Source organism: Pseudomonas sp. Van50, assembly GCF_055390755.1.
This window is the reverse complement of record NZ_AP024343.1, coordinates 7,021,360-7,038,602: the sequence shown is the minus strand read 5'-3', so window position 1 is coordinate 7,038,602 and position 17,243 is coordinate 7,021,360. Positions and strand designations below refer to the sequence as shown.

General features: G+C 60.4%; 14 protein-coding genes and 1 pseudogene. 11 read left to right on the top strand and 4 right to left on the bottom strand.

The genetic code is table 11. The annotated features are described in order from the left end of the window. The first annotated feature begins 17 nt into the window (after positions 1 to 17). From ACZ5M5_RS30575 to ACZ5M5_RS30550, 6 genes are all read left to right on the top strand, one after another. A complete protein-coding gene (locus ACZ5M5_RS30575) occupies positions 18 to 443 on the top strand; it encodes a F0F1 ATP synthase subunit epsilon (RefSeq protein ID WP_060739915.1) in 426 nt (141 codons plus the stop codon). Positions 444 to 558: 115 nt separating this feature from the next. After that, a complete protein-coding gene (gene glmU / locus ACZ5M5_RS30570) occupies positions 559 to 1,926 on the top strand; it encodes a bifunctional UDP-N-acetylglucosamine diphosphorylase/glucosamine-1-phosphate N-acetyltransferase GlmU (RefSeq protein WP_464738400.1) in 1,368 nt (455 codons plus the stop codon). Positions 1,927 to 2,131: 205 nt separating this feature from the next. Next, complete coding sequence (locus tag ACZ5M5_RS30565; protein WP_060739917.1) at positions 2,132 to 2,908, top strand: DeoR/GlpR family DNA-binding transcription regulator; 777 nt, start codon at positions 2,132 to 2,134, stop codon at positions 2,906 to 2,908. 1 nt (position 2,909) lies between these two features. Further along, positions 2,910 to 4,742, top strand: a complete 1,833-nt coding sequence (gene glmS, locus ACZ5M5_RS30560; RefSeq protein WP_192261795.1) for a glutamine--fructose-6-phosphate transaminase (isomerizing) — start codon at positions 2,910 to 2,912, stop codon at positions 4,740 to 4,742. A 333-nt stretch (positions 4,743 to 5,075) separates the two neighbouring features. After that, on the top strand, positions 5,076 to 5,534 hold the full coding sequence (locus ACZ5M5_RS30555; protein ID WP_060739919.1) for a helix-turn-helix domain-containing protein: 459 nt from the start codon (positions 5,076 to 5,078) through the stop codon (positions 5,532 to 5,534). After that, positions 5,527 to 6,783, top strand: coding sequence for a type II toxin-antitoxin system HipA family toxin (locus ACZ5M5_RS30550; protein WP_060739920.1), 1,257 nt, complete (start codon positions 5,527 to 5,529; stop codon positions 6,781 to 6,783). The genes ACZ5M5_RS30555 and ACZ5M5_RS30550 overlap by 8 nt, the downstream gene beginning before the upstream one ends. A 3-nt stretch (positions 6,784 to 6,786) precedes the next feature. On the opposite strand, the gene ACZ5M5_RS30545 is transcribed toward ACZ5M5_RS30550, so the two are convergent. Beyond that, on the bottom strand, positions 6,787 to 7,494 hold the full coding sequence (locus ACZ5M5_RS30545; RefSeq protein WP_464738399.1) for an NUDIX hydrolase: 708 nt from the start codon (positions 7,492 to 7,494) through the stop codon (positions 6,787 to 6,789). Beyond that, complete coding sequence (locus ACZ5M5_RS30540; protein WP_464738398.1) at positions 7,484 to 8,041, bottom strand: adenylyltransferase/cytidyltransferase family protein; 558 nt, start codon at positions 8,039 to 8,041, stop codon at positions 7,484 to 7,486. Before ACZ5M5_RS30540 ends, ACZ5M5_RS30545 begins: the two co-directional genes overlap by 11 nt. 182 nt (positions 8,042 to 8,223) lie before the next feature. On the opposite strand from ACZ5M5_RS30540, the pseudogene ACZ5M5_RS30535 reads away from it, so the two are divergent. The 3 genes and pseudogenes from ACZ5M5_RS30535 to nadE all read left to right on the top strand — a co-directional run bounded on the left by ACZ5M5_RS30535 (position 8,224) and on the right by nadE (position 10,941). Then, positions 8,224 to 8,870: pseudogene (locus tag ACZ5M5_RS30535) on the top strand (nicotinamidase). 9 nt (positions 8,871 to 8,879) lie between these two features. Continuing rightward, complete coding sequence (gene pncB / locus ACZ5M5_RS30530) at positions 8,880 to 10,109, top strand: nicotinate phosphoribosyltransferase (RefSeq protein WP_060739924.1); 1,230 nt, start codon at positions 8,880 to 8,882, stop codon at positions 10,107 to 10,109. A 1-nt stretch (position 10,110) separates the two neighbouring features. Continuing rightward, the gene (nadE, locus tag ACZ5M5_RS30525) at positions 10,111 to 10,941 is read left to right on the top strand and encodes an ammonia-dependent NAD(+) synthetase (protein WP_464738397.1); all 831 of its coding nucleotides are present in this window, start codon (positions 10,111 to 10,113) and stop codon (positions 10,939 to 10,941) included. Between the two features lie 62 nt (positions 10,942 to 11,003). Here nadE and ACZ5M5_RS30520 read toward each other — a convergent pair whose 3' ends face one another. Continuing rightward, positions 11,004 to 12,893, bottom strand: coding sequence for a methyl-accepting chemotaxis protein (locus ACZ5M5_RS30520; RefSeq protein WP_464738396.1), 1,890 nt, complete (start codon positions 12,891 to 12,893; stop codon positions 11,004 to 11,006). A 187-nt stretch (positions 12,894 to 13,080) separates the two neighbouring features. Here ACZ5M5_RS30520 and nudK point away from each other — a divergent pair, with 187 nt between their 5' ends. Further along, positions 13,081 to 13,677: a GDP-mannose pyrophosphatase NudK gene (nudK, locus tag ACZ5M5_RS30515; protein ID WP_060739927.1), complete on the top strand. Its 597-nt coding sequence runs from the start codon at positions 13,081 to 13,083 to the stop codon at positions 13,675 to 13,677. 13 nt (positions 13,678 to 13,690) lie between these two features. Here the strand turns inward: nudK and ACZ5M5_RS30510 are convergent, their stop codons facing one another. Beyond that, positions 13,691 to 15,937, bottom strand: a complete 2,247-nt coding sequence (locus ACZ5M5_RS30510; RefSeq protein ID WP_464738395.1) for an LTA synthase family protein — start codon at positions 15,935 to 15,937, stop codon at positions 13,691 to 13,693. Positions 15,938 to 16,239: 302 nt separating this feature from the next. Here ACZ5M5_RS30510 and ACZ5M5_RS30505 point away from each other — a divergent pair, with 302 nt between their 5' ends. Next, a complete protein-coding gene (locus ACZ5M5_RS30505; protein ID WP_103307933.1) occupies positions 16,240 to 17,142 on the top strand; it encodes a LysR family transcriptional regulator in 903 nt (300 codons plus the stop codon). The last annotated feature ends 101 nt before the right edge of the window (positions 17,143 to 17,243 follow it).

The window sequence follows — 17,243 nt, the reverse complement described above, 5'->3', positions numbered from 1 at the left end:
TAGGTTGAGGCAATCAGATGGCTATGACAGTCCATTGCGATATCGTCAGTGCGGAAGGGGAAATCTTCTCCGGTCTGGTCGAGTTTGTGGTTGCGCACGGTGAGCTGGGTGATCTTGGTATCGCCCTGGGTCACGCACCGCTGATCACCAGCTTGAAGCCAGGTCCGATTACTCTGACCAAGCAGGGCGGGGAAAGGGAGGTGTTCTACATCTCCGGTGGTTTCCTCGAGGTTCAGCCGAACATGGTCAAGGTCCTTGCCGACACCGTGCAACGTGCTGCCGACCTGGACGAAGCTTCCGCTCAGGAGGCCGTCAAGGCCGCCGAGAAGGCCCTGCATGAGCGCGGCGCGGAGTTCGACTACGGTTCTGCTGCCGCACGTCTGGCCGAGGCCGCAGCCCAGCTGCGTACCGTCCAGCAGATCCGCAAGAAGTTCGGCGGCTAAGCCGTCTGCTTTCTGTGCGATTGATTAAAAAGGGTAGCCTCGGCTACCCTTTTTTCTTTTCCCCCTATTCATTACCTGGTCGCAGCCGCTGACCACCCAGGATTGGTAGCCAGTCATGTCTCTTGAAATCGTTATCCTCGCGGCCGGCCAAGGCACCCGCATGCGTTCGGCGTTGCCCAAGGTCTTGCACCCGGTCGCCGGCAATTCCATGCTCGGTCATGTTATCCACAGTGCGCGGCAACTTGATCCACAGCGCATTCATGTGGTCATCGGCCACGGTGCCGATGCGGTACGCGAACGCCTGGCGGCGGATGACCTGAATTTCGTGCTGCAGGACAAACAACTGGGCACCGGCCATGCCGTGGCCCAGGCCGTGCCGTTCATCACGGCCGATACGGTGCTGATTCTCTACGGCGATGTGCCGCTGATCGAAGTCGAGACCTTGCAGCGCCTGCTCAAGCACGTCGCCCCGCAGCAGTTGGGCCTGCTGACCGTCGAGCTGGGTGACCCCACCGGTTACGGCCGCATTGTGCGCAACGCCGACGGCCAGGTGACGGCGATTGTTGAGCAAAAGGACGCCAACGAGGCACAGCGCGCGATCACCGAGGGCAACACCGGAATTCTTGCCGTGCCGGCCGAGCGCCTGGGTGACTGGATGAGTCGTCTGTCGAACAACAACGCCCAGGGTGAGTACTACCTGACCGATGTGATTGCCATGGCTGTCGCCGATGGGCTGGTGGTCGCCACCGAGCAGCCGCTGGACGCCATGGAAGTGCAGGGCGCCAACGATCGCCGGCAACTGGCCGAGCTGGAGCGCCACTATCAATTGCGCGCCGCCCGCCGCCTGATGGCCCAAGGCGTGACCCTGCGCGATCCGTCCCGTTTCGATGTGCGTGGTGAAGTCAGCGTGGGTCGCGACGTGGTCATCGATATCAACGTCATCCTCGAAGGCAAGGTCGTCATCGAAGACGATGTGGTCATCGGCCCGAACTGCGTGATCAAGGACAGCACCCTGCGCAAAGGCGTGGTGATCAAGGCCAACAGCCATCTCGATGGCGCGGTCATGGGCGAAGGCAGCGACGCCGGCCCGTTTGCGCGATTGCGTCCAGGCTCCGTGCTGGAAGCCCGTGCCCATGTGGGTAACTTCGTCGAACTCAAGAACGCTCATTTGGGCGAAGACGCCAAGGCCGGTCACCTGACCTACCTGGGTGACGCTGAAGTCGGCGCCCGCACCAACATTGGCGCCGGCACCATCACCTGCAACTACGATGGCGCCAACAAGTGGAAAACCGTAATGGGTGACGATGTCTTCATCGGCTCCAACAACTCCTTGGTGGCGCCTGTGGATATCTCCAGCGGTGCGACCACGGCGGCCGGTTCGACCCTGACCCAGAATGTGGATAACGGCCAATTGGCGGTGGCGCGCGCGCGCCAACGCAACATCGACGGCTGGAAGCGGCCGGAAAAAATCAAGAAGCCCTAAGTTATCCACAACCCCTGTGGGAGCGAGCTTGCTCGCGATAGCGGTGTATCAGGAAAGCTGTATTGCCTGGCCTGGCCCCTTCGCGAGCAAGCTCGCTCCCACAGGGATGAGAGGATTTCTGAATTTTTCTTCTGGCGCCTTGACGATATCGTTGCAATAGGTTTTGATTGCTTACGTTATCTTTCGAATCGAAACTTAAGCCGCCATGTCGAAACGCAATACGCCACAGCGCCGTCACAACATCCTTGCTTTGCTCCAAGAGCAGGGCGAGGTCAGTGTGGATGAACTGGCCAAGCGCTTCGAAACCTCGGAGGTTACGATTCGCAAGGACCTCGCCGCCTTGGAAACCAATGGCCTGCTGCTGCGTCGCTACGGTGGCGCGGTGCCGATGCCGCAGGAGTTGGTGGCCGATAACGGGCAAACCGTTTCCAAGTACAAACTCGCCATTGCCCGGGCCGCCGTGAAGCGGATCCGCGAACACGCGCGGATCATCATCGACAGTGGCAGCACCACCGCCGCCATGATCCCTCAACTCGGCCAACAGCCGGGCCTGGTGGTGATGACCAATTCCCTGCATGTCGCCAATGCCTTGAGCGAACTGGAGCACGAGCCGGTGCTGTTGATGACCGGCGGCACCTGGGACCCTCACTCCGAGTCGTTCCAGGGCCAGGTGGCCGAGCAGGTTCTGCGCTCCTACGACTTCGACCAGTTGTTCATCGGCGCCGACGGCATCGATCTGGTTCGAGGTACCACCACCTTCAACGAACTGCTGGGCTTGAGCCGCGTGATGGCTGAGGTTGCCCGGGAAGTGATCGTGATGGTGGAGGCCGACAAGATCGGCCGCAAGATCCCCAACCTGGAGCTGCCGTGGAGCAGCGTCCATACCCTCATTACCGATGATCGCCTGCCCGTAGAGGCCCGCGATCAGATTCAGGCCCGCGGCATCACCGTGATCTGCGCGCCTGTCAGCCAGGAGAAATAGCATGTGTGGAATTGTCGGCGCCGTTGCTGAACGCAACATCACAGCAATCTTGCTCGAAGGCCTCAAGCGCCTGGAATACCGCGGCTACGACAGCGCCGGTGTGGCGGTGTTCACCCACGACGAGAAGCTCGAGCGCATGCGTCGTCCGGGCAAGGTCAGCGAGCTGGAGCAGGCGCTGGACGCCGAACCGCTGCTCGGTCGCCTGGGTATCGCCCACACCCGTTGGGCCACCCATGGCGCGCCGTGCGAGCGTAACGCTCACCCGCATTTCTCCGGCGATCTGGCGGTGGTGCATAACGGCATCATCGAAAACCACGAAGCCCTGCGTGAACAGCTCAAGGCACTCGGTTATGTGTTCACTTCGGACACCGATACTGAAGTCATCGCCCATCTGCTCAACCATAAGCTCAAGGACCTGGCGGACCTGACCGTGGCCCTCAAGGCCACCGTCAAGGAACTGCATGGCGCCTATGGCCTGGCGGTCATCAGCGCGAAACAACCTGATCGCCTGGTCGCAGCCCGCAGCGGCAGCCCATTGGTGATCGGCCTGGGCCTGGGGGAAAACTTCCTGGCTTCCGATCAGTTGGCGCTGCGTCAGGTCACCGACCGCTTCATGTACCTGGAAGAAGGCGATATCGCCGAGATTCGCCGCGACAGCGTGCAAATCTGGGACATCGACGGCAAAGCCGTGGAGCGCGAGACCGTTCAATACCGCGACGGTGCCGAAGCCGCCGACAAGGGCGAGTTCCGCCACTTCATGCTCAAGGAAATCCACGAACAACCGGCCGTGGTGCAGCGCACCCTGGAAGGCCGCATGAGCCAGAGCCAGGTGTTGGTCCAGGCGTTCGGCCCACAGGCCGCCGAACTGTTCGCCAAAGTACGTAACGTGCAGATCGTCGCCTGTGGCACCAGCTATCACGCCGGGATGGTCGCCCGTTACTGGCTCGAAGAACTGGCCGGTATTCCGTGCCAGGTCGAAGTGGCCAGTGAGTTCCGTTACCGCAAGGTGGTGGTGCAGCCGGACACCTTGTTCGTCACCATTTCCCAGTCCGGGGAAACCGCCGACACCCTGGCGGCCCTGCGCAACGCCAAGGAACTGGGTTTCCTCGCCAGCCTGGCGATCTGCAACGTCGGCATCAGCTCGCTGGTGCGCGAGTCCGACCTGACCCTGCTGACCCAGGCCGGCCGTGAGATCGGTGTGGCGTCGACCAAGGCATTCACCACGCAACTGGTGGGTCTGCTGCTGCTGACCCTGTCCCTGGGCCAGGTCCGCGGCACGCTGGGCGAGGGCGTCGAGGCCAAACTGGTGGAAGAACTGCGCCGCCTGCCGGCCCGCCTGGGCGAAGCCCTGGCCATGGACAGCACGGTGGAAAAAATCGCCGAACTGTTCGCCGAGAAGAACCACACCCTGTTCCTCGGGCGTGGCGCGCAATTCCCGGTGGCGATGGAAGGGGCCTTGAAGCTCAAGGAAATCTCCTATATCCACGCCGAGGCCTACCCAGCCGGTGAACTCAAGCATGGCCCGCTGGCGCTTGTGGATAACGACATGCCGGTGGTCACCGTGGCGCCGAACAACGAGCTGCTGGAAAAGCTCAAGTCCAACCTGCAGGAAGTGCGCGCCCGCGGCGGCCAGTTGATCGTCTTTGCAGACGAGCAAGCCGGCATGACCAACGGTGAAGGCACCCACGTGGTGCACATGCCGCACATCCACGACATCCTGTCGCCGATCCTCTACACCATCCCGCTGCAGCTGCTGTCGTACTACGTCGCGGTGCTCAAGGGAACTGATGTGGACCAGCCGCGTAACTTGGCGAAGTCTGTGACGGTGGAGTGAGTCGTCCACCAGGGCCAGGCTTCTTGGTGATCCTAGGTAATGAATCTGGTCGGGTTTAGCACTGCTAAACCCGCTCATTCGTTCAGCCGCATCGGTCCCTACAAATGGATGACACCTTGAGGGTCTATCCCGACCCTTCACCGAACAGCTGAAGAGAAAACCGACCTGACATCTGCTGATCTTTGAGAAACCAAAATTTGGCTTGGAAGGTATTTTTCGATTTTCTTTATGAATATGAAAAAATACTTTCATTTTTTCTCGTTATGGGCAGATTTCGATCATCCATGTGCTAGTATTTTTTCAAATCCTCAAAGAAATTGAAAAAATACTGCCATGCCGAAAAAAACAGCACCCCTCATGCCATCCGCTGAGCGGCTCCTGCGCCAGCTTGGCGAACGGATCGAACTGGCTCGCAAGCGCCGTAAGATCACTGCGGCGCAAATGGCTGCGCGGGCGGGCATGAGCGCTCCCACGTTGAGGGCGCTGGAAAGTGGCAGTCCTGCTGTGACCATCGGGGCCTACGTTTCGGTATTGGTAGCCTTGGGGTTGGAGAAGGACCTTGAATTGCTCGCACGCACGGATGAATTAGGCCGTGATCTGCAAGATGCCGAATTGAAAGGGCGTTCTGCAGTCGAGCACATCAAGCCAAAAGTACGGCTGCCCCAGTTTCATTGGGACAATCTGGTCAGCGTCTCGGCAAAAGAGAACAGTTCTACCTCACCAGCCGCTGACAGCCGAAGCCAGACAAGCTCTGAACTGGCTAAGAAGCTTTTAGGGGACGACGATGCCTGAAAGGATTTTCGTCTACGCAGACTGGAATGAAACAGCACCCGTACTGCTTGGAACCCTTCATTCCCGCAGATTGGCAGGATCCGAGCGTATGGAGTTCGAGTACGCACGGGCTGTTCTTCAAACCCTTCACACTCAGATTGCGATCGACCCTCGGATTCAGCCTTACGAAGGGCGGCAATATCCAACGAGAAATTGCTTTGGGTGCGTATCGGACTCCTCGCCTGATCGATGGGGGCGACTGTTGATGGATCGTCGCTTGGAGCGGGACAAAAGAGCAGGAGTCGTACCGCAGGACGCGCGGCTGTTTGACTCGGACTATCTCATCGGGGTTCACGACGCCTACCGGGTAGGGGGACTGCGTTTCAAAGTCGAGGAAGAAGGAGCGTTCCTCGACGACCATGTGGAGCATGCCGCCCCACCGATGGCCCGCATGCGTGAGCTTGAAGAGGCTTCGCGTCGATTTGAAGCTGGAGAGGATCGGGGGGCTCAGGGTCAGGACTGGATTCGAATGCTCATTGCTCCAGGTGGCTCTCTGGGTGGAGCGAGGCCCAAGGCAAGTGTAGTAGATGACGAGCACGCGCTCTGGATAGGAAAATTTCCCAGTAATAGAGACACCCACGACGTGGGCGGCTGGGAGATGGTCGTCAACACATTGGCCCAAGGCTGTGGGCTCTATGTGGCTGAAGGAAAAGCGCAACGGTACGCGAGTGAGTACCACTGTTTCATGGTTAAGCGCTTTGACAGAACAGCAACGGGTGGTCGACTTCACTTTGCTTCAGCGATGACCCTGACGGACCATCAGGATGGTGATGGGCATGAGACAGGGGCCAGTTACCTGGAGATTGCAGAGGTATTGGTCAGGGAGGGGGCCGCTGCCGACGTGGATCTTCCCGAGCTTTGGCGAAGAATTGTCTTCAACATGCTGGTTTCGAATACTGATGATCATCTACGAAACCACGGCTTCCTATTGGAGCCAGGGCGCGGTTGGCGTCTTTCGCCTGCGTATGACATGAACCCTGTCCCTGGTGACACTGGCTTGAGGCTCAACGTTTCAGAGGCCGATAACGCCATAGACCTTGATCTTGCAATGAGCGTGGCCGGTTATTTCCGCGTCTCCGCTGACGATGCCAGACAAACCATCGAGAGGTTCCAGGGCGTCGTCAGAAAATGGCCCAGGGTCGCACGCTATCTGGGCATCTCAAGCAATGAGCAGGAGCGGATGGCGCCAGCATTTGCGCTGGCCCCCTAAGCGCTATTCCAGAAAGCAACGATCAAAAAGATAAACGCTTCCCGGCTTGAGGTTTTCCACCGTGCGTTGCGGGCGGCCGCCGTCGCCGCTTTTCTTGCGGCCGGTTTCCTGCAAATAACCCGCCTCGCTCATCTTCAGCAAACGCTGGCGCATGCTGGTCTTGAGCACCGGGCGGTCGAGTACCACGGAGAAAATGCTCACCGCTTCCGGCGCGCTGAATTCCGGTCCCAGGAACATCAGCGGCAGGCTGCTGTAGAGGGCTTTGGACAACAACCGTTCCTGGACGGCGGCCACCAGGCTGTTGTGGTCGAAAGGGAGTTTGATCGAGGCGTCGGCGACATCCTTGAGGGGAAAAAACCCCTGGTGTTCGGTGAGCTGGACCGCCTCGCTGACAATCGCCAGGTAGAACGTCGAGGATGACCAGCAGCGTGGGTCGCGGAAGGCGTCGCCGACGGTACCCACCTGTTCGATCCAGGCCAGCGGCATGCCCACTTTGCTCGAGCTGCGCAGGCGCTCCACGGCGTCGTTCAGCGTGAGATCTTCGACGCCACCATTGACCACGATCCCGGGCAGCGCCCAATGGCCGGCGAACGGCTCGGCTTCCCGTCGGTTCAGGAGGATTTCCAGCGCCTGGGTCTCCCGGCAGAAGCGCAGCACACAGAGGTCGATGGTGTGCAGGTAACCGCGGACGGGGGCTGTGCTAGTGGGCATGTCGATTTCCGTGGGTAGCGTAAAGGTCATAGTTTAACGGGTTCATGCCGGGTGCCATCCAGTCGCTGGGAAGCGGCTCGCCCAAGGCCAGCCGTTCGCGAACCACAGTGCTGCGCACGTGGATCTTTTCCTCCACGCGAAGGATGGAAAAACGCTCCAGCAATTCCTGCCCGCGATAGAAGGTCGGCAGCAGGTCCGCGACATCCTGGCCCACCACCAACGCGATCCGCTTGCCTTCCAGGGCCAGGCTGTCGGCGAGGTGGGCGAGCAGGGTGTAGCTGTAGATCGCGCCTTCAACGCCGCGGGCCACGACCTGTTCCACCCGGCTTGCACGCACTTCGGCGCGGCACAGCGGCTGAACGTTCTCGACGATCGATTCCAGCCAGTTCAGGCGCACCTCATAGTCAACCATTTGCTTGCCGTAGGGATGGCGCAAGCTTGGGACCACCAGCACGCGTCTGGCCTGGCATGAGGCCTCGATCATCACCTGGGCATGACCGGCGTGAGGGGGATTGAAGGCGCCGCCATAAAGGGCTATCTCGAACATGGCTCATCCTCTGTTAGTACATGACATGTACTCTATCAGCAAAATCTTTTTTGTGAAAACCCGCTTTCTGTTGCACCAATTGGTTTGGATAGAAAGGGCACGTCAAAAATATTTTCTACGGATGGCTTGTTATGAAAGTACACCTTATGTACTCTCGTGACCATGAAGAGGAGAAACCCAGCATGAACAGCCTGACCCGGAAAACCGCTTCCTTCGATGTCGATGCGCAAAAGAGCTTCACGCCGCTATGCCCCGATGAGCTTCCGGTGCCGGGTGGTGATCAGATTGCCGGTGAGCTGAATTTCATCGCGTCCCTGGCCAGCCTCCGTATCGGCAGCAAGGACGCCCATTCGCCCCTGCCCCGTGGGTGGTCGCCGATCACGCACAGATGTTCGTGCCGACCGGGCTCGAGCACGCCGACATCACCTGGGTCAGCCACTGCGTCCCTGGTACCGAAGGTTTCGCCCTGCTGGATCAACTGCCGACCCCGTACGACTACGACTATTTCGTCTGGAAGGGGGTCGAGCCGGATTTGCACCCGTACGGCGCCTGCTACCACGACCTGCACGGCAAGCTGTCCACCGGGGTGATCGAGTACCTGAGGGGCCTGGGAGTGGAGCAGGTCATTGTCGGCGGGCTGGCGCTGGATTTCTGCGTCAAGACCACCGCCCTGCAACTGGCCGCCGCCGGCTTCAAGGTGATCATTCACCTCCCGGCCTGTCGGGCCATCAGTGAGGAGGGGGCGATTCAAGCCATCCAAGACATGCAGCAAGCGGGGATCTCGGTTGCCGCGACCCGCGAAGAAACCATCTGCCTGGCAAACCCATAAGGAAAAGACATGGACAGTGCATTCGATTCAAGCAGTGGCACCATCCAGAGCCTTCTGGATACCGACTACTACACCTTCACCATGATGCAGGCGGTCTTGCACCAGCACCCGAATGTCGAGGTGGAATACCAGTTCATCGTGCGTTCCAAGGAGCGGCTCGGTCACCTGATCCCGGACATCCGTGTCGAACTGGAGAAGCTCGCCGGGTTGCAGCTGCGCGAAGGAGAGCAGCGGTTCCTGTTCAACAAGCGTTTCCGTGAGTACCTGACCCCGGACTTCGAACAGTTTCTTGGCCTGTTTCGCTTCAATTTGCGTTACATCCACGTTGCGGAAGTCGATGGCCAACTGCACATCCGCGTCCGTGGCCCGATGCTGCACTGCATCATGTTCGAGCAACCGGTATTGGCGATGGTCAGCGAACTGCGCAACCGCGAGAAATACCCCGAGGTCGAGTTGGCCGACGTCACCCGCAAGCTGTACCAGAAGTTCGAATGGCTGGAGAAAAATGCCAGCCGTGAAGAACTCGCCGAGTTTCGCGTTTCAGACTTCTCCACCCGGCGGCGGCTGTCGTTCAGGGCCCAGCGTGAGGTGGTGAATGTGATGCGCAGCGATTTTCCTGGGGTCTTTGTCGGCACCAGTAACGCTCACCTGGCGTACGAGTTCGATCTGCCCCTGATCGGCACCATGGCTCACCAATGGCTGATGGTGCACCAGCAACTCGGACGCTTGCGCGAGAGCCAGAACGCGGCGTTGGAAAATTGGGTGCGCGAGTATCGCGGCCGCCTTGGTATCGCCCTGACGGACTGCATCAGCACCGACTTTTTCCTCAAGGATTTCGACCTGTACTTTGCCAAGCTCTATGACGGCCTGCGCCAGGATTCCGGTGATCCGATCGTCTGGGCCGACAAGGTGCTGGGGCGCTATCAGGAACTGGGCATCGATCCGCGTACCAAGGACCTGATGTTCTCCGATGGCCTCAATTTCGAAAAGTGCCTGCCGATCCTGCGTCATGTTCGCGGCAAGGCCAAATTCGGCTTTGGCATGGGCACCAGCCTGGCCTGCGATGTCGACGGTGTCGAACCGCTGAGCATCGTCATGAAACTGGTGCGGGTTCACGGCGAACCGGTGGTGAAGTTCTCCGACGACCCGATCAAGAACGTCTGCGAGGATGTCTCGTTTCTGCGGTACGCCGCCCAAGTGTTCAACGTCGCCCTGATCAATCCACAGTTGGGAGCTTGATATGACTTCGTTTCAGCAAGAGAGCATTGCCCAGGAGCTGGGCATCGACCGCCAACTCACGCAGGGCGGCGAAGCAACCGAGATTGCCCGCCGCGTCGAGTTCATAAAGCAGATCTTGCGCGAGTCGGGTTGCCAGTCCCTGGTCCTGGGGATCAGTGGCGGCGTCGACTCCCTTACCGCCGGTCGCCTCTGCCAGTTGGCGGTGGAGCAACTGCGGGGTGAAGACTACGCGGCGCGGTTTATCGCCGTCCGGCTGCCGTACAAGGCCCAGGCCGACGAGCAAGACGCCCAGGCTTCCCTGGATTTCATCCGGCCGGACGTGATCACCGCCAGCAACATCGCCGCGTGTGTCGACGGGCTGATGGGCAGCATCGCCATCGATGGCTTGCAGCCTTCGGCCGAACTCACCGACTTTGCCAAAGGCAACGCCAAGGCCCGGGCACGGATGCTGGCGCAATACGCCATCGCCAACTTAAGCAACGGGTTGGTGGTGGGCACCGATCATGGGGCAGAGGCGGTGATGGGGTTTTTCACCAAGTTCGGCGACGGCGCGTGCGACCTGGCACCGTTGTCCGGGCTGACGAAGACCCAGGTGCGATTGTTGGCCGACGCGATGGGCGCCCCCGCGCACCTGGTGCGCAAGGCGCCGACCGCGGACCTGGAAGACCTGGCGCCCGGCAAGTTGGATGAAGTGGCGTACGGCTGCAGCTACGAGGAAATCGACGCGTACCTGATGGGCCAAGAGGTGTCGCCCCAGGCGCGACAGATCATCGAGCGCGCCTACATCAAGACGGCCCACAAGCGCGCATTGCCACGCGTTCCGGCCTTGTAGTTGGAACCCTTTATTCGTGCCAGGACCGGAGCGATCGCCGCCAATCCGGTCCTGGATGACGTTCAGATCTTGAAGGTATTGACCATTTGTTGCAGGCGGCGTGACTGATCTTCCAGTTCTGTGCAGGCCTGCAAGGTGGATTGCAGGTTGCCGACCATTTCCTGGTTGAGGTCATTGATGTGGCTGATGTCGCGATCGAGGTTATCCACCACTGAGGTTTGCTCTTCGGTGGCGGTGGCCACCGACAGGTTGATCTCGTCGATCTCGCCAATACCTAGCAGCACGCGATCGAGCCGTTCGCCCGCGAGCTTGGCAGTATTGACGTTGTCGTCGCTGTAACGCTGGCTTTCGAGCATGGCGCTCACCGCGTTGCCGGCATTTGCTTGCAACGCCTCGATCATGCCGTGGATTTCCTGGGCTGATTGTTGGGTGCGATGGGCGAGCGTGCGCACTTCGTCCGAGACCACCGCAAAACCGCGTCCGGCATCTCCGGCGCGGGCGGCCTCGATGGCAGCGTTAAGGGCCAGCAGGTTGGTCTGGTCAGAGATGCCTTTGATGACGTCGAGAATACGTCCGATCTTCAGCGTTTTTTCATTCAGGCTTTCGATGTCCTGGCGCGTATTGACCACTTGCGACGAGAGTTGCGACATGGCACTGATACTTTGCTGCACCACAGACTGGCCTTCCCGGGTCCGATCTCTGGTGTCAGAGGCGCGGCTTGACGCGTGAGCGGCGCTACGAGCGATTTCCTGGGCAGCGGCCCCCAGTTCATTGATCGCCGTGGCAACGTTATGGGTCAGCGACGCTTGAGTGTCAGAGCTTTTCAGGGAGGAGTTGGACGCCTGGCTGACCTGTGATGCCAATTGAGTGAGCTGGATACTGGACGCCAGGACTTCTCGGATCGATTGTTGGATCCGTTCGACGAAGCGGTTGAACCCTGCTGCCATCAGGCCGAACTCGTCCCGGGACAGGCTGTGCAGGCGTTGGGTCAGGTCACCTTCGCCATCGGCTATGGATTGCATGGCTAAGCCCATGCTGCGTAAAGGTCGCATCAGGGCGTTGATCAGCAGGCCGAGCAAGCCGACCATGACCAGCATCGCGATCAGGGTGGCGATCAGCGCCGAGGTGCGAAACTCATGGAGTGCGGCGTAGGCTTTGTCTTTATCCACGGAAAGTCCGATGGACCAGTGCAGCGAGGGCAGGCCGTCGATCGGCGTAAAAGTGACGATCCGCGCCTGACCGTTTTCCTGCACTTCATTCAAGGCGCTGTTGATACTCGGCGGGCCTTCGGGGAACGCTTGCGCCAGTGTCTGGGTAACCCGCGTGCTGTCCGGGTGCACCAGGATCTTGCCGTCGTCGCTGACCAGGAAGGCATAGCCTATGCCGTTGAGGTCCACGGCATTGATGATTTTCGCGAGTTGTTCCAGGCTCAGGCTCGCACCCAGTACCCCAACGGCTTTGCCATTGACCTTGATCGGAGCCGCTTGGGTCATGATCAGATAATCGATACCCGCACCGATGTAGGGTTCGGTGAGCACGGGTTGAAGGGTGCGAGCCGCGTCTTTGTACCAAGAGCGTTGGCGGACATCATAGCCATCGGGCATCACCCGTTCGGGATGAATAAAGAACCGACTGTCTTCAAGACCGACGTAGCTGGCTATGAAGGTCTTTGTAATGATGTCCTGGGATAGAACGCGGCTGATGGTGTCCGGCGTGGGATGAGCGGCGACGGTTTCGGCGGCACCTTCGATCAACAGGATCCGGCCGGCCAGCCAGCTGCCGAGGTTCGCACCCAGCAACTGGCCCGTGGCCTGCAGATTGCTGTGCAGTGCTTCGCGGGTGCTGGCTTCCTGGCGATGGTCGTTGAACAAAGAGAAAGACAGAAATACCGTCATCACGATGGCGCAGGCACCAAGAAGAATCTTGTGACCGAATTTCAGATGGATGCCCATGAGGAGTTCTCGTCTGGCTTGTTTTTATTTATGCATCCCCGCAGGCCCAGGGCTGGTCGAAGAGTTAACGAGCGGGCAGGTTTTGTCGAACGAGAAAAGACGATGGGCCATCGTGGTTTTTTTTGTGGGCACCGAACACCCGAACAGGATTTTTATGCCGGGCCCCGGGGCCGGAATGGAGTGATGAATGACACAGGCAATCAGCATCAAGGATCGCGTACGCATCAAGCACGTCGAAGTCCTCTCGGACGATTGGTACGTGCTGCGCAAGACCACCTATGACTACCTCGGCCGCAACGGCCAATGGCGCGAACTGACGCGCGAGACCTATGACCGCGGCAACGGCGCCACCATCCTGCTGTACAGCAAGGCCAAGCAAACGGTGGTGTTGACCCGGCAGTTTCGCTTTCCGGCTTTCGTCAACGGGCACGATGACCTGTTGATAGAAACCTGCGCCGGCCTGTTGGACAACGACGACCCGCACACCTGCATCCGCAAGGAAACCCAGGAGGAAACCGGCTACATCATCCAGGACGTGCGCAAGGTGTTCGACGCCTTCATGAGCCCAGGCTCGGTGACTGAGCGGGTGCATTTTTTCGTTGGCGAATATTTCGACGAAGACAAGCAGCACGAAGGCGGTGGCCTTGAAGCCGAGGGCGAAGAGATCGAAGTGCTGGAGCTGTCCCTCGACCAGGCCTTGGGCATGATCGAGAGCGGGGAGATCTGCGACGGCAAGACCATCATGTTGTTGCAGTACGCCAAGCTGCATCGGTTGCTGGATTAGCCGCGTTTTTTGTTCAACTGGATTGGGCCTCGCTGTCTTCCTGCATATCGTCCAGGTATTGCGGCTGGTCCGTCTGGTCCGGCAGTTCGGTCACGACGCTGAAGTCGCTGATTTCGATGGCGCCGACGCCATGGCCGAGCAGATGGAAGGAAAACGCCTTGCGCTGCTGTGGGTTGTCGAAACTGATGTTCATCACCAGCGGCTGGTCGGGTGTCACCGCCACCTCGGTCGGCAGGTCCATTGGCACATCCTGCTCGAACTCCTTGGCCTTGAGGGAGATGTAGGCGGCATGGTCTGCCTCCACCGCGCGGATGGTCAGGCTGACGCGGGTCTGTGAACCCTTGGGCATTTCCAGGTATTGGGCACCGATCAGGTTGTCGGTCCAGTCGTTGGTGACCTGGGCCGGCAGCGGGATTTTATCGGCGCTGCCGAACTGATAGTGCTGGTTCAGGGGCGTGCGCATCAGGGTCTGGTCCAGGGCCGTGGCCCGGGCGCTGATCAATCGGGCGCGCTGGCCGCTGTATTGCCCGCCATAGGTGGCGCGGTCGGCGATGAAACCTTCGCTGCTGTAGTAACGGCAATGCTGGAGGAAGTCGCATTCGGTAAACGTGCCCTTGCCGTCGTGGTAGCGCAGCTTGCCATTGGTGAACGACATGATTTCCCGGCCCGTCGGGTAGTCCCTGAACATCGAGCGACCGGACAACGACGTGGGCACCGTGAAGCCGAAGTAATCGAGGATCGAGGCGGTCAGGTCCACATGCCCGTAGGTGCCTGACTTGATCCGGGGCAATGGTTCCGGCGCCAGCGTCAGGTTGAACCCCCAGGACGAGGCCAGCCGCACCTCGTCGATGCCATGGGACTCATCCGAGGTGATGACCACCAGGGTGTTGTCCAGGATGCCCTGGCGTTCCAGGCCCGCCAGGAAGCTCGCCAGTGCGTCGTCCAGGTAACCCACCGCCGCCTGCTTGGCGGTGTCGTAGCGTTGCAGGTAGTCATCCGGCGCCGAGTAGGGCTGGTGCGTGCCAACGGTCAGCAAGGTCAGCATCCAGGGCTTGTCCGCCTGCTGCAGTTGTCCGACGTAGTCCAGTGCGCCTTCGAAGAAGGTCTTGTCGTCCTTGCCCCAAGGAAATTCCAGGTAGGCGGGGCGAGTGAACCACTCCATGCCCAGGGTCGTGTCGAAGCCGATGTGCGGCATGATCCGGTCCTTGGCCATGAACCGCAGGCCCGCGCCCTGGAGGAAATGCGTGGAAAAGCCGTTCTGGCGCAACTGGGCCGGGAGGCAGGCCTGGTTGCGCTGGGTCTGGTTGAGCATTTCGACGCCTTTGGGCGTGCCGTCGTCGAGTTTGTCGTAGTCGCCACACAGCATCGCGTACAAGCCACGAATGGTCTGGTGGCTGTGCAGGACGTAATCGGGGGTGTTCATGCCTCGCTCGGCCCAGGCGCTGAGGTGTGGCATCAGGTTTTCCTGATAGCGGCTGTTCAAGGCCTGGCGGTTGGCACTCACGTAGGCGCCGGGAATGCCCTCCAGGGCGATGACCAGGACATTGCGCGCACGCCCCGGTTCGGCCAGCAGCCTGTTGCCATCGAGGTCCAGGCGGGTCAGCCCCGCCATGGGCGGGGCGGGGTCCACGGCATCGCCGTCGAGCCATTGCCGGGCTTGGTCCTGCCCGGCCGCGACACCTGCGGTGACGAGTTGGTGAGGCAGGTTGAACACGTTCCATTGGTCCGCCTCACTGGGGCGCCAGGTTTGCAATGCGCCGTGGCTCAACAGGAGCAACACGGGCACGGCCCAGGCGTGGCGAGGCAAGCGTGGCGCCAGGTGTGGGCGGCTGGTCCATTGGGTCATCAGCCAGAGCGCCAGCGCGGCCAACTGGATCGCGGCCAGCCACGGATGGGCGAAGCCGCCGCTGGTGGAGTTTTCAACGAACTGCGGGTCGGTCAGGTAATGAATGTCCGAAGGATTGGGCATCCGCCCCACCGCACTGACCAGCTCGATGCTAGCCAGCGTCAACGCACTCCAGGCCAGCAATACCGGCAGCACCAGCCACCAGGGGCGACGATAAAACAACGCGATCAGTAACCCACCGACGCCCAGGTCCGACAGATAGCCCAGCGGGTCGGACCAACCCAGGGCGAGACGCAGGCCCATGGGGACGAGTAATACGCAGCCAATCAGGGCGATGAGGGCGGCGCGGGGGTGGGTTGAAGCGCGATAAAGAATATTCACGAGAAACGGGCCTTTCTGTTGAAGCCAATCCATTGAACGACACACCCACCCTGTGGGAGCGAGCTTGCTCGCGATAGCGGTGTATCAGTCCATATGGCATGTGACTGACTGACGCCATCGCGAGCAAGCTCGCTCCCACAGCAGGTTCTTCCTTCGGTCATGAAACTGTCATGAGGAGGGATGGTACCAAGGGCAATCGCCCCTGGCCGAGCCAATGTCCCGGTGTCCGGCTGCGCTAGGCTGTGGTTCACTGGCGCAGGCCTCTACAATGGCGGCGCAGCGCTGTTTTTGAGGTGCGCGGAAAACTTGTATCAGGATTTCTCATCGGGGGATGGATGGACAGGTTCCAGGAAATGCAGGTTTTTCTCGCCGTGGCCCAGGAGTCGGGTTTTTCGGCGGCGGCGCGGCGCCTGGGCCTGTCGGCGGCCAGCGTCACGCGGGCGGTGGCAGGGTTGGAGCAACGTATCGGCACGCCATTGCTGGTGCGCACCACCCGCAATGTGTACCTGAGTGAAGCCGGTCAGCGCTTTCTCGAGGACTGTCGGCGGATCCTGAGCGATTTGCAGGAAGCCGAGGATTCGGCGGCCGGCAGTCACGTTCAGCCCCGTGGGCAATTGACGATCACCGCGCCGGTGCTGTTCGGCCAGTTGTTCGTCACGCCGCTGCTGGTGGATTACCTGCATCGGTTCCCCGAGGTCAGCATCAACGCTTTGTTGTTGGACCGCACGGTCAGCCTGGTGGAGGAGGGCATCGACGTTGCCCTGCGCATCGGCGAGCTGCCGGACAGCAACCTGCACGCCGTTCGGGTCGGTGAAGTACGGCGAGTGGTGTGCGGCTCCCCGGATTTCTTCGCACGCCACGGGCGGCCCCGGCATCCGGATGACCTGGAGCGAATGCCCGTGGTGGCGTCGTCGGCCATTGGCCAGGTCAAAAGCTGGACCTTCATCGATTCAGGCCAACCGTTGGCCGTCCGGCCCGTGCCTCGGCTGGTGGTGACGGCCAACCAGGCGGCGATCACTGCCGCTTGCCAGGGGTTGGGAATGACGCGAGTCCTGTCCTACCAAGTGGCGGGCAACGTGGCCGCCGGCGAACTGGAAATCGTCCTGGCCGATTTCGAATTGCCGCCTCTGCCGATCCATGTGGTGTACCAGGGCGGACGCAATGCGCCGGCGCGGGTCCGCAGTTTTGTCGATTTTGTCGTCAGTGCATTGCGCGAACATCCGGCCTTGAGCGGCTGACGCATTGTTTCTCTGGCTGAAACAATGGATTGCATTTCTGGGTGATTCTCTTGTTTTGGCCCGGAGCGGAAGATGACCCCATCGACGCCGTTGTGCTGATG